The sequence below is a fragment of the Amycolatopsis jiangsuensis genome (assembly GCF_014204865.1).
GTDB classification, from domain to species: domain Bacteria; phylum Actinomycetota; class Actinomycetes; order Mycobacteriales; family Pseudonocardiaceae; genus Amycolatopsis; species Amycolatopsis jiangsuensis.
Map to the genome: position 1 here is coordinate 6164567 of NZ_JACHMG010000001.1, position 13472 is coordinate 6178038.

Annotated in this window: 18 protein-coding genes and 1 pseudogene; 9 read left to right on the plus strand and 10 right to left on the minus strand. The window is 71.7% G+C overall.

What is annotated here, in order from left to right:
- Window positions 1–34 precede the first annotated feature (34 nt).
- Complete coding sequence (locus tag BJY18_RS28055; protein WP_184782916.1) at window positions 35–460, minus strand: DUF6292 family protein; 426 nt, start codon at window positions 458–460, stop codon at window positions 35–37.
- Between the two features lie 261 nt (window positions 461–721).
- Between BJY18_RS28055 and BJY18_RS28060 the strand changes: the two genes are divergently transcribed.
- From BJY18_RS28060 to BJY18_RS28080, 5 genes are all read left to right on the plus strand, one after another.
- Window positions 722–1735 carry an acyl-CoA desaturase gene (locus BJY18_RS28060; protein ID WP_184782917.1) on the plus strand — a complete coding sequence of 338 codons (1014 nt, stop codon included), beginning with the start codon at window positions 722–724 and terminating at the stop codon, window positions 1733–1735.
- The gene (locus BJY18_RS28065; RefSeq protein ID WP_184782918.1) at window positions 1732–2172 is read left to right on the plus strand and encodes a DUF5994 family protein; all 441 of its coding nucleotides are present in this window, start codon (window positions 1732–1734) and stop codon (window positions 2170–2172) included. The genes BJY18_RS28060 and BJY18_RS28065 overlap by 4 nt, the downstream gene beginning before the upstream one ends.
- A gap of 182 nt (window positions 2173–2354) precedes the next feature.
- Window positions 2355–3080 (plus strand): GAF domain-containing protein, encoded by a 726-nt coding sequence (locus BJY18_RS28070; RefSeq protein ID WP_184782919.1) that lies wholly within the window; start codon window positions 2355–2357, stop codon window positions 3078–3080.
- 42 nt (window positions 3081–3122) lie between these two features.
- A complete protein-coding gene (locus tag BJY18_RS28075; RefSeq protein ID WP_184782920.1) occupies window positions 3123–3869 on the plus strand; it encodes a GAF and ANTAR domain-containing protein in 747 nt (248 codons plus the stop codon).
- Window positions 3870–4000: 131 nt separating this feature from the next.
- Window positions 4001–4657 (plus strand): phosphoribosyltransferase, encoded by a 657-nt coding sequence (locus BJY18_RS28080; RefSeq protein ID WP_184782921.1) that lies wholly within the window; start codon window positions 4001–4003, stop codon window positions 4655–4657.
- A 19-nt stretch (window positions 4658–4676) separates the two neighbouring features.
- On the opposite strand, the gene BJY18_RS28085 is transcribed toward BJY18_RS28080, so the two are convergent.
- On the minus strand, window positions 4677–5315 hold the full coding sequence (locus BJY18_RS28085) for a hypothetical protein (protein WP_184782922.1): 639 nt from the start codon (window positions 5313–5315) through the stop codon (window positions 4677–4679).
- 17 nt (window positions 5316–5332) lie between these two features.
- Here BJY18_RS28085 and BJY18_RS28090 point away from each other — a divergent pair, with 17 nt between their 5' ends.
- Window positions 5333–5506 (plus strand): hypothetical protein, encoded by a 174-nt coding sequence (locus tag BJY18_RS28090; RefSeq protein WP_184782923.1) that lies wholly within the window; start codon window positions 5333–5335, stop codon window positions 5504–5506.
- A 6-nt stretch (window positions 5507–5512) separates the two neighbouring features.
- On the opposite strand, the gene BJY18_RS28095 is transcribed toward BJY18_RS28090, so the two are convergent.
- The 3 genes from BJY18_RS28095 to BJY18_RS28105 all read right to left on the minus strand — a co-directional run bounded on the left by BJY18_RS28095 (window position 5513) and on the right by BJY18_RS28105 (window position 7851).
- A complete protein-coding gene (locus BJY18_RS28095) occupies window positions 5513–6055 on the minus strand; it encodes a DUF5994 family protein (protein WP_246458994.1) in 543 nt (180 codons plus the stop codon).
- Window positions 6056–6159: 104 nt separating this feature from the next.
- Entirely contained in the window at window positions 6160–6624 is a 465-nt protein-coding gene (locus BJY18_RS28100; RefSeq protein ID WP_184782924.1) for a GNAT family N-acetyltransferase, read from the minus strand.
- Between the two features lie 48 nt (window positions 6625–6672).
- A complete protein-coding gene (locus BJY18_RS28105) occupies window positions 6673–7851 on the minus strand; it encodes a N(5)-(carboxyethyl)ornithine synthase (protein ID WP_184782925.1) in 1179 nt (392 codons plus the stop codon).
- Window positions 7852–8488: 637 nt separating this feature from the next.
- On the opposite strand from BJY18_RS28105, the gene BJY18_RS28110 reads away from it, so the two are divergent.
- Window positions 8489–8635, plus strand: a complete 147-nt coding sequence (locus tag BJY18_RS28110; RefSeq protein WP_184782926.1) for a DUF6307 family protein — start codon at window positions 8489–8491, stop codon at window positions 8633–8635.
- A gap of 600 nt (window positions 8636–9235) precedes the next feature.
- On the opposite strand, the gene BJY18_RS28115 is transcribed toward BJY18_RS28110, so the two are convergent.
- A complete protein-coding gene (locus BJY18_RS28115; protein ID WP_184782927.1) occupies window positions 9236–9592 on the minus strand; it encodes a helix-turn-helix domain-containing protein in 357 nt (118 codons plus the stop codon).
- 44 nt (window positions 9593–9636) lie between these two features.
- On the opposite strand from BJY18_RS28115, the gene BJY18_RS28120 reads away from it, so the two are divergent.
- Window positions 9637–10131 (plus strand): alpha/beta fold hydrolase, encoded by a 495-nt coding sequence (locus BJY18_RS28120; RefSeq protein WP_184782928.1) that lies wholly within the window; start codon window positions 9637–9639, stop codon window positions 10129–10131.
- Between the two features lie 253 nt (window positions 10132–10384).
- On the opposite strand, the gene BJY18_RS28125 is transcribed toward BJY18_RS28120, so the two are convergent.
- The 4 genes and pseudogenes from BJY18_RS28125 to BJY18_RS28140 all read right to left on the minus strand — a co-directional run bounded on the left by BJY18_RS28125 (window position 10385) and on the right by BJY18_RS28140 (window position 12497).
- Window positions 10385–10873: an alpha/beta fold hydrolase gene (locus tag BJY18_RS28125; protein ID WP_246458996.1), complete on the minus strand. Its 489-nt coding sequence runs from the start codon at window positions 10871–10873 to the stop codon at window positions 10385–10387.
- A 47-nt stretch (window positions 10874–10920) separates the two neighbouring features.
- Window positions 10921–11202: pseudogene (locus tag BJY18_RS38120) on the minus strand (alpha/beta fold hydrolase); the annotation flags it as partial.
- A 34-nt stretch (window positions 11203–11236) separates the two neighbouring features.
- On the minus strand, window positions 11237–11578 hold the full coding sequence (locus BJY18_RS28135; RefSeq protein ID WP_184782931.1) for an antibiotic biosynthesis monooxygenase family protein: 342 nt from the start codon (window positions 11576–11578) through the stop codon (window positions 11237–11239).
- A 7-nt stretch (window positions 11579–11585) separates the two neighbouring features.
- On the minus strand, window positions 11586–12497 hold the full coding sequence (locus BJY18_RS28140) for an NADP-dependent oxidoreductase (protein WP_184782932.1): 912 nt from the start codon (window positions 12495–12497) through the stop codon (window positions 11586–11588).
- Window positions 12498–12549: 52 nt separating this feature from the next.
- On the opposite strand from BJY18_RS28140, the gene BJY18_RS28145 reads away from it, so the two are divergent.
- A complete protein-coding gene (locus BJY18_RS28145; protein WP_184782933.1) occupies window positions 12550–13134 on the plus strand; it encodes a TetR/AcrR family transcriptional regulator in 585 nt (194 codons plus the stop codon).
- Window positions 13135–13472: the final 338 nt, after the last annotated feature.

The window sequence follows — 13472 nt, forward strand, 5'->3', positions numbered from 1 at the left end:
GGGCCGGTGGAGAACCACGGGAGCCGGACCGCGGTCAGCCGTTCGGGGCGTCGCCGAGGTAGGGCCGCAGCCGCTCGGCCAGCACCCGGCGGGACACGTCGGTGGCCGGTCCGGCAGGCGCCTGACCCGGAGGACGCCCGGCGGCGGTGTCGGCGACGAACCGGGCCACCGCGTCCGGGCCGGGGACGAGGTCGTCGCCGTGGTGCGCGAGGACGACCGCGGCCGCGCCGGGGTCGGTTTCCACCGCGAGGGACCACCCCCGGCGTTCGTTCCAGACCAGCATGACGTCGTGACCGGGCCGGCCGGGCCACCGCCGCGGCAGCCCGAGGTAGGCGGTTGCGGTGTCGCTGATCTCCACCGTGGCGCTTTCGTCCGGGACACCGACCGCGGCCGCCACCGCCCGCACGTACTCGCCGAGGGCGCGTTCGAGCGTTCGGGCGTCGGGTTCGGGGTGTTCCATGACCGCCACGCTAGAGGGCCACCGACCGGCGTGCCGGATGGGCCCGGGGCCGGTCGGCATTCGAAGGGTCGACCGTACGGGAACCATTCCGGCGGTTCGTTCGTTGTGACTATTGGTTGCTCTCGCTCACGTAGCGGGCCTCAGCGGTGAGGACGTCCCGGCAACCTCCACCATCTCCCGGTTTTGGGCCGCCGTCAGCGGGCTACCCGGAACTTGATCGCCCCAGACCCTGGCGAACAGGTACGTCAAGGAGCGATCGACATGACACAAACGCTGCAACGGCCACCCAACACCGCGGAGCCGATGCTCGCGGGCGAAAAGTCCCGCACCGAAACCTTTCTGGTCAAGCTGTTCGCGGTCGTGCCGCTGCTGGCGCTGGCCGCCGCGGTGCCGTTCGCGTGGGGCTGGGGCCTCGGCTGGACCGACGTCGCCCTGGCCATCGGGTTCTACTTCCTGACCGGCCTGGGAGTCACCATCGGCTTCCACCGCTACTTCACCCACGGCGCCTTCAAGGCGAACCGCGGCCTGCGGATCGCCCTCGCCGCCACCGGCAGCATGGCCATGCAGGGCCCGGTGATCGGCTGGGTCGCCGACCACCGCCGCCACCACGCCTTCGCCGACCGCGAGGGTGATCCGCATTCCCCGTGGCGTTACGGCACTTCGGCCGCCGCGCTCGCGAAGGGTTTCTGGCACGCCCACATGGGCTGGTTGTTCGACCGGGAGAAGACCAACGCGCAGCGGTTCGCCCCCGACCTGCTCGCCGACCGCGACATCGCCCGGATCGACCGCTGGTTCCCCGCGCTGACCGTGGTCACCTTGCTGGCCCCGGCCGTGCTCGGCGGGCTGGTGACGATGTCCTGGTGGGGCGCGCTGACCGCGTTCTTCTGGGCGAGCCTGGTGCGGGTGGCCGTGCTGCACCACGTCACCTGGTCGGTGAACTCGTTGTGCCACATGATCGGTGACCGGCCCTACGCCGCTCGCGACAAGTCCGCGAACTTCTGGCCGCTGGCCATCGCCTCCATGGGCGAGTCGTGGCACAACTCCCACCACGCCGACCCGACCGGCGCCCGCCACGGCGTCCGCCGCGGCCAGCTCGACATGTCCGCGCGCCTGATCTGGCTGTTCGAAAAGGTCGGCTGGGCCACCGAAGTCCGCTGGCCCAAGCCTGAACGCCTGGCCCGCAAGCTCAACCCCGGCTACTCCGCGGCGCCCCGCGGGTTCGGCAAGGCGGAACGCGGCCTGCTCACCGAGACCCCGGACCGGAGCCGGTCGTGACCGCCGTTGGTGACGAGGTCCGCCTGCAGCTGAAACCGGCCGCCGGCGGCGGGTACGTCGACGGCGCGTGGTGGCCGCGGTCCCGCGACGCCGGCGTCGAGTTCCCCGGCGTCCTCGCGGCGGTGCGCGACCGGGTGGGCGACGTCGAGCGGATCAGCTACCCGCTGGGCGACGGCTGGGAGATCGCCCACCGCAAGCTCGTGGTGGACGGCCGTGTCGTCCGGCTGGAGGGGTTCCACTCGATGCAGGCGCACACCGTCGCGCTCGTCGGCACGCAGCAGCGGCGCCTGATCCTGCTCGTGGTGGCGCCGGACACCGCGCGCGACGCCGCCACCGCCGCCCTGCGGACGGCCGCGGACCCGGACACCACGGCCAGTGCCGAGGACATCCTCGCCGGGCGAGGTGCGCCGCCGGCGGCGCACCCGGGCCGGCCCTGACCACGTGAAGCGTCGCCGCTCGCCGGGTGCCCTGGTGGCCGGGCGGGTACGCTCGGTGGACGCAGCCGCGGTAGCGGTGCTGATCCGGGCCCGGCGGTGTCCGCGTTGGTGGGGCGCTCACGAACACCGACCCGGAGGGAACCGGATGCGGGAACGCGGAGCTCACCGGTGGTGGGTTCGCGGTGGCTGAGGTCGAGGACCTGCGTGCGAGCGTGCTGGCCGCCCTGGACGAAGACGCGCCCGGCAGCGGGGTCGACGTCGTCGGCCGCGTGTGCCGGGCGTGTGTGCGCTTGCTGCCGGTGGACGGAGCGGCGGTGTCGGTGGTGGCCGGCACCGGGCACCGCGAGACCGTCTACGCCAGTGACGCGGTGAGCTCGGCGCTGGCGGAGCTGCAGTTTTCCCTCGGTGAAGGACCGTGTTTCGAGGCCCAGACCTCGGGCGGGCCGGTTCTGGTGCCCGATCTGGCCGCCGGGCCGCCATCGGCGTGGCCGGTGTTCGCGGCCGAGGCCGCGGCGCAGCCGGTGGCCGCGTTGTTCACGTTCCCGGTGCAGATCGGGGCGGTCCGGGTGGCGACCCTCGATACCTACCGCTCGACGCCGGGCTCGCTCGACGCTGCCGACCTGTCGACGGCCTTGCAGGTGGCCGACATCGCGGCACTCGCCCTGTCGGGGTTGCGCGAAGGGGGTGATCGCTGGCTCGACGGCGACGGTCAGTGGATGGACGGCGCGGGAATGCGGTTCCGGGAGGTGCACCAGGCCACCGGGATGCTGATCGCGCACCTGGACCTGCCCGCCTCGGCCGCCTTGGCCCGGCTGCGGGCCTACGCGTTCGGCCAAGGACGTTCCCTGCTGGAGGTCGCGGCCGACGTCGTGGCCCGGCGGCTGCGGCTGGACGAGGAGTTCCGGTGAGGATCACCATGAAGGCAGCTGACGATTCAGGAGATGGTGGGCATGCCCGACCGTGAACGACAGGTGACCCGGGCGTTCGTCGCGCTGGCGGACACGCTGGTCGACGATTACGACGTCGCGGATCTGCTGCACACGCTGGTGGTGCAGTGCGTGGAGCTGCTCGACGTCGCGGCGGCCGGGCTGACGCTGGCCGACGAGCGGGGCGGCCTGCAGGTGCTGGCGTCCTCCACCGAGCAGGCACGGCTGCTGGAGCTGTTCCAGCTCGACATCGACGAGGGGCCGTGCGTCGAGTGCTTCACCACCAGCACCCCGGTCCTGGTGGCCGACATCGCCGCCCAGGCGGTGCGGTGGCCGCGGTTCGCGGCCGAGGCGGCCAGGGACGGGTTCGCGTCGGTGCACGCGGTACCGATGCGGCTGCGCCGGCAGACGATCGGGGCGCTGAACCTCTTCGGGCACTCCCCGGGTGAGCTGTCGGCCGACGACGTGGCACTGGCCCAGGGACTGGCCGACACCGCGACCATCGGGATCCTCCACGAACGGGCCTTCCGGCAGGGTGAGATCCTCTCCGAGCAGCTGCAGACCGCGTTGAACAGCCGGGTGATCATCGAGCAGGCCAAGGGCGTGCTCGCCGTCAGCGGGCAGCTGAGCATGGACGCGGCGTTCACCGCCTTGCGCGGCTACGCCCGGCGGAACAACCGCCGGCTCAGCGACGTGGCCCGTGCCCTGGCCGACCGCACCCTCGCGCCCGCGGTCGTGCTGGCGCCCTCGACGGTGGGCCGCCCGCATTGACAGTCCTTTGTGGACTGTCGAACGAAAGGTGCCGAACGGTCCGCTGGTGATGACCAACGGCCCTCCCGCCCGCGGACGCGGTGCGGTCATGCTGGGGGACGGCCGACCGGCTCCCGACGGCAGGAGTGCCCATGCGGTTCCGTGATCGCCGGGAGGCGGGCGAACGACTGGCCCTCCGCCTGCGCCCGCTGCGCGGTGACCGCGCCGTGGTCCTCGGCCTGTCCGAGGGCGGCCTCGTGGTCGCCGCCGCAATCGCCGACGTCCTCGGGGCGCCGCTGGACATCCTGCTCACCGCCCGGATCGAGGCCGCCGGACCACCACCGGTGCTGCTCGGTGCCGTCGGGGAGGGCGGCCTGGTCGTCTGGGACCACGGCGCGATCCGCCGGTTCGACATCTCGGCGGACGAGCTCACCAGGCTCGCCGACCGGGCGCGGGGCGGCTTGGCCCGGCAGGTCGCCGTCTACCGGCGCGACGTCGCGCCGGTGCCGATCGCCGGCCGGACCGTGGTTCTCGCCGACGACGGCGCCGCCACCGGCACGACCGCGCACACGGCGATCCGCGTCCTGCGCGCCCGCCAGGTGCGCCGGATCGTGCTCGCGGTCCCGGTCGCCCAGGCACCCGTCCTCGACCGGCTCGCCCGCGAGGTCGACCAGTTCGTCTGCCTGCGCCCGCTGCCCTGGCTGCACGCGGTCCGCAACAGCTACCGGAAGTTCCCGGCGATCGCGGACACCGACGCGCTCGAACTCCTGCACCGCGAACCCCGCCTGCCGACCGAGGTCCCACTGTGACGTCCACAATGGACTGATATCAACCTGGCAGGCGCACGGCGATCTCGGCGCCCAGGGTGGCACCGCCGGCCAGGTCGAGGTGGTCGCCGCTCCAGAAGCGGCCCGGATCGTACCAGTTCGGCCGCCGGCCCGGCGGCAGCAGGCCCATGGCTTCGTAGGTCAGCGCGACGATCTCGGCGCAGTAACCGGACTCGAGGCCGGTGTCCCGGGCGACGTCCCGCTTCCGGGACGGCAGCCGTCCACCGAGCCAGCGGGACGCCAGCCGCGCGGTCGACGGGAACGGGGTGCCGTCGAGCCGCGCGATCGTGCGCAGGGCGGCGTCCTCCAGCTCCGCGGTGACCGGGTGGTCGAGCTGGCGCAGCCAGACCCGCTGGTGATACCGCTCGGCCCAGACGAGCACCGCCTGGCGCAGGTCGTGCAGCTGAGCGCCACGGTGGTGGGATCCCGACCAGACGTCCGGCAGGCTCTTCCCCAGCTCCGCGTGCCACATCAGCGGCGGCAGGTCCTCGATCACCACGGCCATGCCGACGTGGTTGACCGGGCTGTTCGTGACGACGCGGATCGTGCGGTCGGCCGCGGACCGGCCCCGGAACAGCCACAGGTCGCCCGTGCGCGTCACGGCCACGGCTTCGTCGAGATCGAGCTCGGTCCCCGGCACGGCAGTAGCCTAGGCCCATGCGCTGGTGGAAGACACTGGGACTGGCCGGGCTCGTCGGGGTCGCCGCGACCGGGGTGGTGATCGCGCGCCAGGAACGACGGCGGCGGGCCTACACCCCGGACGAGATCCGGGAACGGCTGCACGCCCGCCTCGACGCCACACCACCGGGATCCGGCGGCGGAGCGAACTGAGGACGGCTACGCGTCCACCGGTTCCGCCTGCGTGGGAATCCGGCCGCCTTCGACCTCCCAGCGCTGCACCGCTGTGTCCTCGTCAAGGGCGGCGAGCAGCGTGTCGACCGTGTCGTCGTTGCCGCGGCGTGCCGCGGTCAGCAGCGCGTGGTGCGCGAGGTCCGGATCGGCGTCCGGCGGGATCACCAGCAGCGTCAGCCGGCGGCGCGCGCCGACCCCGATCACGGTCAGGGTGGCGGCGTGCGGCGATCGGAAGCCTTCGAGCCGGACGTCGCCGTGCTCGTCCCCGGAACGCAGCCGGCGCGGGGTGGGTGGCCAGGCCGCGAGGTGGTAGGTGACCCGTTCGATCCGGCCCAGCCGGGCGGTCAGTGTCGGGAGCAGCGACGGCAGTTCGACGGTCAGGTCCAGGGAAAGGGGCCACCAGGCGCCGTCGACCCACCCCGTGATGGGTGCTTCCGGCTTGAGCCGCAGCCGCGGCGCGTGGTGGCGGAGTTCGTCGGCCGCCTGGGCGAAGCGCATGGCGTGGGTGGTGTGCGGGACCGACTTCATGCCGGTGCTCCCGTCCCCGGCCGGAAGGCACTGGCCGGACTTGGGGCCGAAAACGACGCGGGCTTGATCGCCGGCGTGCGAAATGCTCTCGGACAATGCCGATTCTACTCCGGAGGAGGGACGTTTCGTTCCGCGGCAGCGGGCCGTTCGCGCTGCAGTCCCGGCCGGAACGGGATGCCCAGTGCCGCGAAAACGCCGAGCATCTTCGCGTTTTCCGCGTCGGTGTCGGCGACGAGCATCCGCACGCCTTCGTGTTCCGCCGAGACGGCGAGCTGTTCGAGCAGCAGGGCCGCCACGCCGAGGATCGGGCCGCGACCGTCGACGACCAGCGCGACCGCCGCTTCGGCCGGGTCGGCCAGGATGTCGTAGCGGGCGACACCGGCCAGCCGGGAGTGCAGGAAGCAGCCCACGGCGGTGTGCCCGACGCCGGAGCTGTGGGACAGCTGCGTCGAGAGCTCGGCCAGCCCGGCCACGCCGAGGCCGAAGAACCGCAGGTGCCGGTCGCGCCCGGAAAGCCGGGCCCGCAGGGCGAGGACCGCGGCGGCGTCCCCGGCTTCCAGCTTGCGCACCCAGGCGGGCGTTGCGGCTCGAACGCCCGGCCGGCGGCGGCACTTGTCTCAGGTGGACGGTTCCGGTGCCTTGAGCCGCCGGGAGCGGTGCGGGTATTCCGGCGCGCGCTGCTGGAAGGACAGGATCGCGGGGTTGCGGATCGTGCCCTCCTGGATCTCGATGGCCCGCCGCACCGTTTCCTCTCCGTCCCAAGTGGACTGTCCGGAAAGGACTGTCCGCAGGTGTGGCAGCAGGGCTTCGCTGATCTCCCAGGTCGCGGAGTTCCACAGGTAGGACGGGCTGTGGTCGACGGCGTAGTAGGTGATGCCGTGGCCGACCGGGAAGGTCGGCCGGGTGAACGTGGTGGGCCGCGCCCAGCTGAAGCCCATGCCTACGTCGCAGGAGACGTCGACGATGAGGCTGCCGGGGGTGAGCGCGGCGAGGTCGTCTTCGATGAGGAAGGTCAGCGGCGCTTCGGTGTCCTGGAGCACGCAGTTGACGACGATGTCGTGCTCGGCGAGGAACCCGGCCAGCGGCACCCGGCCGTGGGCGGTGTGTGCGTGGCTGCGGCGAGGGTCGCCCGGGTGGTTCTTGTCGTGGTCGAAGTGGACCATCGTCGCGGAATGGATCGGTGAGCCGACCGCGCTGAGGCCGCGAGCGGTGAGGACTTCGACGTCGTGGATCCCGTGGGCGTTCAGCGCGGTCACCGCGCCGCGCGCGGTCGCGCCGAAGCCGATCACCACCGCCCGCAAGCGGCGGCCGTAGTCGCCGGTCGAGCCGATCAGCTGCAGGGCGTGCAGGACCGAGCAGTAGCCGGCCAGTTCGTTGTTCTTGTGGAAGACGTGCAGCCCGAACGAGCCGTCGCGCCGCCAGTGGTTCATCGCCTCGAAGGCGATCACGGTCAGCCGCCGGTCGATGGCCAGCTGGGTCAGTTCGGCGTCCTGCACGCAGTGCGGCCAGCCCCACAGCACCTGGCCTTCCCGGAGTTCCGCGACGTCCTCCCGCAGGGGTTTGGCCAGCAGGACGACGTCGGATTCGGCGATGAGCTGCTCCCGCGTACGCAGGCCAGCGACCGCGCGCGCCAGGTGTTCGTCGGGTACGCCGAAAGGTTCGCCGTACCCGTGTTCGAGGTAGATGCGTTCCCGGAGATCGGCGTCGATCCGGTCCAGGTGGTGCGGGTGGATCGGCAGCCGCCGTTCGTTCTCCTTGCGAGAACGGGCGATGACACCGAGACTGAGCTGGTCCACGAGGGCCCCTTCGCTAGAACCCAGTCTTAACACACTCCGCGCGGCCGTCGTGTACGCTGGGTGTTGACCGAGAGCATTTCGTGCGCAAGTGGTCGAACCTGCGCCGTCCTCGGCCCCAATCCGGCACTGCCAGCGACCGGGGACGGGAGCACCGACATGCCGTCGGACCCGAAAACCACCCTCTCCGAACCGCGGCCGAGCTGAAGCCCGCGCCCGAGCACGTCGACTTGGTGACCTGTCCGCGGCCCGGCCCCGCCGCTCGCACTCCCGACGCCGCCCTCCGGCGGCGTACCCGAAAGGATTTCCTGATCAGTACTCCCACCATGGACAAATCGTTGTTCAGCCATCCCATCGCGGAACAACCCCGCCCCGGGACGCTCACCACACCCCAGGACAGCCGCTACGGGAGCTTGTTCCGCCAGCCCGTGTACACCCCGGCACCCGCTTCCGGAGACGAGGCCGAACGCTTTCCGCATCGCCGGTCTGCTGCGCACGGCAAGCGGGCGTACGACCCGTCCGGCCGCACCCGTCGGTGACATCGGTCCTTCGGGAAGGGTGCTCCCCCTGTCCGGTGGACCGGAGACCTCCCCACCATCGGATGAGTACGCCGTGTGTCATCGAGAGAAGAAGGTAAGTCATGGACTTCGTGACCCGTTACGAGCAGCGAGTGAACCTCGTCGAGAACACCGTGAAGGAGAATTCGCCGCTGTCCGCCGAAGAAGCCCGCGCACTGGCGATCCGGTTGCTGCGGACACTCGAAGAGATCCCCGAGAAGATCCGGTGAACGCACCGGTTCGTGGTCGCGACGACCGGTACGTCGTGCGCCCGCTCGGCATCCGAGCCGGACCCGGCACCGTGTCGTTTTTCGGACTGTGATGGGCACATCAGCCGCTGACGTCGTTGCCGGCTGCTGGCGTGTCCCGCTCTCGTCCCCCGCGGTACCACCGAAATGGACCATCCCGGCGGAGGAACTGGTGACCACCGCGAATCCCGGGGTACCGGCACCCCAGTGTCTGTTGCCAGACCGATGAGGCGCGCCGCGATACCACCCGAAGAGACCGGCTCCACGGGGCTCACCCCCGCTCCGCGGTATCGCGGTGCCCGGCTGGTCGCCTCAGCCGCAAGCGACGCCGAAGACTGCGCTTCGCTGCTGGCCACGCTCGGCCTGGAAGCCGCTGACGGCGTCGCTGATCCGTCGCGTCCCGGCCTCCCGCACCCCGATCACGAGTGACCGATGTCCGGCCGGTTCGGGGGGCCGTCGGCTTCCGGGCCGATGACCGCGGCCGGCGTCGCGGAAGCGGGGCGGGTACCTGACTGGCGAAACCGGCTTGCACGGCGGTGACCCCGTCCGAAGCCGTTCGCGTCGACACCGCTGCACCACGGGTCATCGAGCACCACCTGCTTCGATGCGCGGGCGTTCGTGGGTGTCTCGGGTCGGGATGCCGCGTTCGCGCAGCTTGTTCAGCACCGTGGTGTGGTTGACGTCCAGGTGGTCGCCGACTCGCGCGAGGGACCAGCCGAGGTTGTAGAGGTGGATAGCGTCGTCGACCTGCTCGGGTGTGAGGCCGCGGCGGCGCATCGGCACGCCGTGACGATGGAGGATGTTGCTGACCGTCCGCCGTTCGATGCCGAACCGGTCACCGAGCTCGTACACCGTCGCGCCGGACTGGTAGTCGGCGATCAGCTGCTCGACTTGGTTGGCACGGAGTTGCCGGGCCCGGCCGGGTCGGTCGCGCTTCATCGACGGCGGCTCGGGGGTATCGAGGCTGGGAAGCCTTCCTCCACGTGCGCTCCCCGCGCGCCGACGCGCGACCCCTCGTGCTCACCCACGGCTGGCCGAGCTCGGTGATCGAACCGCTTGAGGTCGCGGACGCCCTCGCGAACCCGGCTGAGCCCGGCGCAGCGGCGTTCCATGTGGTCGCTCCAGCCCTCCCCGGCTTCGGGCCGAGCGGCCGACCGTCGACGACGGGCTGGTCGGTCGATCGGACCGCGGACGCCTGGGCAGTCCTGATGTCGAGGCTGGGCTACGGCCATTTCGTGGCCGCCGGCGGTGACTGGGGAGGTCGCGTGACGACTGCGCTCGGGGCGCGGTACCCGGACCGTGTCGAGGCACTCCACACCTTCACCCCTTATGTCGAGGTGCCACCCGAGGACGGCGAACTCAGCGAACGCGAGCTCGCCGGGTTGGCCGAGACCCGAGCCTTCTGGGAGCTTGGCGGCGAGGTGCCGGGCTGCTACGTAGCCGAGCTGCGGAGCGCCTTCGCGGCGATGCTGCACTGACCGCCGCGGCGCCAGGGGCCATCTCGGCGAGCAGGTGCGCGCCTCGTGACGGGGCGGATCAGCCGATCGCGGTCCGGTGCGGGCCAGGCACCCGGCGACGTCCTCGGCGAGGGCGCCGGAGGCTCCGCCAGCCGCCTCGGCGACGGTGGGCCGCCCGGAACCGGCAAGCAGCGATTCGAGGAGCGGCAAGTGCCCCGGCTTGTGCCCGCGTCGTCGAGGATGGTGATCGACCTTCTGAACTGATCCTGGTCCGCTATTGCTCCATGCTGGGCACGGCACTCCGCTCGTGGTGCTCGGCCTGCTGTTCCGCTTGTGCGTTCCAGAAAGTCGTGAGGATCGGGGCGACCGTGGCGGGATGGGTCACCATCCAGGAGTGGCCCAGCCCTTCCAGGACCGCCAGCTGGGCACCGACCTTGGCGGCCATCTCCTCGGTCTGCTCGGCCTCGTTGAACGGGTGGCCGTTCGGCGACAGCACGAGACCCGGAGCCGGCATGCGGGCAGGGAGCTGCGTGCCCCAGTCGGCGTGCAGGTTGGGCACGGCCGACCGGTAAAGCGCGAGCATGGCGGCGCTCATCCCCTCGTCGTGCTCGCCTTCGAGCTCTTCGGCCAGTTCCCGAGGCATGCCCTGCATGACGAGCAGGTCGGCGAACCCGCCCGCGGGGACCCCGTAGTGGCGCTCGGTCGCCGCCGCGTCGTGGTCGCGGAGGGCACGCAGCGCGGCCTCCCGGCGGCGGACTGCCACAGGCGGGCGATGGGGTGCCAGTCGTTGCCGGGATGCCATGTCCCCATCACGTCGCTGGCCCAGCTGCGCGCCGCTACCTGCCGGGTCGCGACGACGCGTGTCGCGAGGGCGCCACCCCAGTCGTGCCCCAGCAGGTCGAGCGGGCCGTCGATGTCCTGCAGGGCGTGCGCGAGCCAGTCGGCGTAGGCGTCCTTGTCGTCGAGCCCGGGCCCCGAGCCTCGACCGAACCCGGGCAGCTGCAGCGTGACGGTCGGCCGGTCGAGCTGTGCGATGAGGCCGGCCCAGATCGCCGGGGTCTCGGGTGCCCCATGGATGAGTACGACTGTCATGCGAGAACGTCCTTCCGGGTCATCTCAAGCGTGGTCACGTCGCGGCCGTGCCCTGGTAGCGCACGGCCTCCGTGTAGTTGTTCTGTGAGACCGCCACGCCGAGCTCCCGCATGACCTCGAACATGTCGATGCCGTTGTCGTGCATCTCCTGGACGGAGGTGTGCAGCGCGGCGGCGAGCAGTTCGGCGTTCTCCCAGTGCGCGACGTTGACGAACTGGAACGGGCTGTCGGTGTCGAGGTATCGGTGGAAGGTCCCGCTGATGAGGCCGGGCTGGCGCTCGACCGCGGGCCGGATGTCGTCCTGCCAGAAGGCGAGGAACCGGTCGGCGTTCTGCACCGGCATCGAAAAGTGGACGATGGTGGTCACGGGGGTCATCTCCGGCTCACCTCTCCTGGCGCACGACGATGACGGTCCGGCCCGCGACGTGGCCGGTCTCGTTGGTGGTCTGTGCGTCCGCGGCCTGCGCGAGGTCGAAGGTGCTGGCCACCGGGATGTGCAGCGCGCCTGCCTCGACGAGGCGAGCGGCCTCGGCGAGCGCAGCCCGCCGGTCGCCGCCGCCGCTGGAGACCTGCGCGCCGTGCTCGCCGGCGGAGAAGTCGGCGATGGAGAGGACTTTGGCAGCGTTCCCGGTCACGGTGGCCAGCTCGGGGATGACACCGGAGCCGGCGATGTCGAACGCCGCGTCCACGCCGTCGCCGGTGAGTGCGCGGACGCGGTCGACCAGACCGTCGCCGTAGACGGTGGGGATGGCGCCGAGCCGTTCCAGGTAGGCGTGGTTCGCGGCACTGGCGGTGCCGATCACCCGGGCGCCCCGTGCGGTGGCGAACTGCACCATGGCCGAGCCCACGCCGCCGGACGCGCCGCTGATCAGAATCGTCTGACCTGCCACGACGTCGAGCTGATCGAGGATTCGTTGCGCCGTGGCCACCGGGACGCCGAAGCCGGCCGCTTCGGCGAAGCCGAGCTGATCGGGCTTGTTCGCCCACGCGGTCAGCACGGCGTACTCGGCGTACGTGCGCGCCCCGGTGCCGAACACGGCCGTGCCGATCTCGACGTCCTCGACGCCGGGACCGACCTTGTCGACGATTCCCGCGGCGTCCAGGCCGGTGCCGGCCGGGAACGTTACCGGCGCGAAGTCCCGCAGGTGCCCGGCGCGGACCTTCCAGTCCATCCCGTTGACCCCGGCGGCGTGCACCGCGATCCGGATCTGTCCTGGTCCGGGGTGTGGTTCGGGTACTTCGGCGAGCTCGAGTACCTCGGGCCCGCCGTAGCGGTGATAACGAATACCCTTCATGACGAACAATCATACACAGTGTGTGTTAAAGGTCGAGTTGTATGATTATTGGATGGAAGGCGACATCGCACCGGATCCCCGCGTCCGCCGTACGAAGGCGCACGTCCTCGCCCACGCTCGCGCGCTGCTGGCGCACGGTGGCCCCGCGGCGGTGACCTACCAGGAGCTGTCGACGCGGGCGCGCGTCACGCGGCAGACGCTGTACCGGCACTGGCCGACGCGGGAGGCGCTGTTCGTCGATCTGGCGCTGGAACGGGCGGGGGAGGGGATGCCCGGCGGGTCCGGGTCTCCCGAGGAGATCGTCGCCGCGTTCCTCACCGGTATGCGCGACGGCATGCAGGACGCGGGGAACGCGTCACCCCTGACGGCCCTGATCGCGCACGCCGACCAGGATCCGGGGTCCAGCAACGCCCTGCGTGCCATCGTCACCGATCGCCGGGCCGCCTTGAACGCGCTGCTCGCGCCTTCGGGAGCGCAGCTGACGGCGGATGAGTACGCCATGCTCTGCGGCCCGGTCCTGTTCCAGCGGTTCTTCGCGCGCACCTCGGCCGGCGACCGGCTGGTGCGGAGCCTGGCACGACGCTGGTGGGCGGAGCGCGCCGGCCAGGCCTCCCCGGCGGACGACGCGCAGCCGTAGTGCCTTGGAGACCGGGGTGCCGCGTTCCGCTTCTCCTGCTGGCGGTCCGCGGCTGGCGACCCGGCTCGTGCGGCCGACTGCGCGGGCCACCGTGTTGCGCGCCGCGAGGCCCGGGCGGGTACGAGGCGCCATGGGCCGGGAGAGCAGGCCGACGCGTCGTTGCCGCGGGCCCACTTCACGGCGGAGTCGCGACTCGTAGGCGGCGAAGGTGTTGGCATGGTCACCGGGATGGCCGGCGAGTCTTCCGCGAGGGCGTACGCGCCGCCGCGTCCCCGAGCAGCACGACCGTCCGGCAGTGGTGGCGCGGGCGACCACCGCCCGGTCAGACACGATGAAAT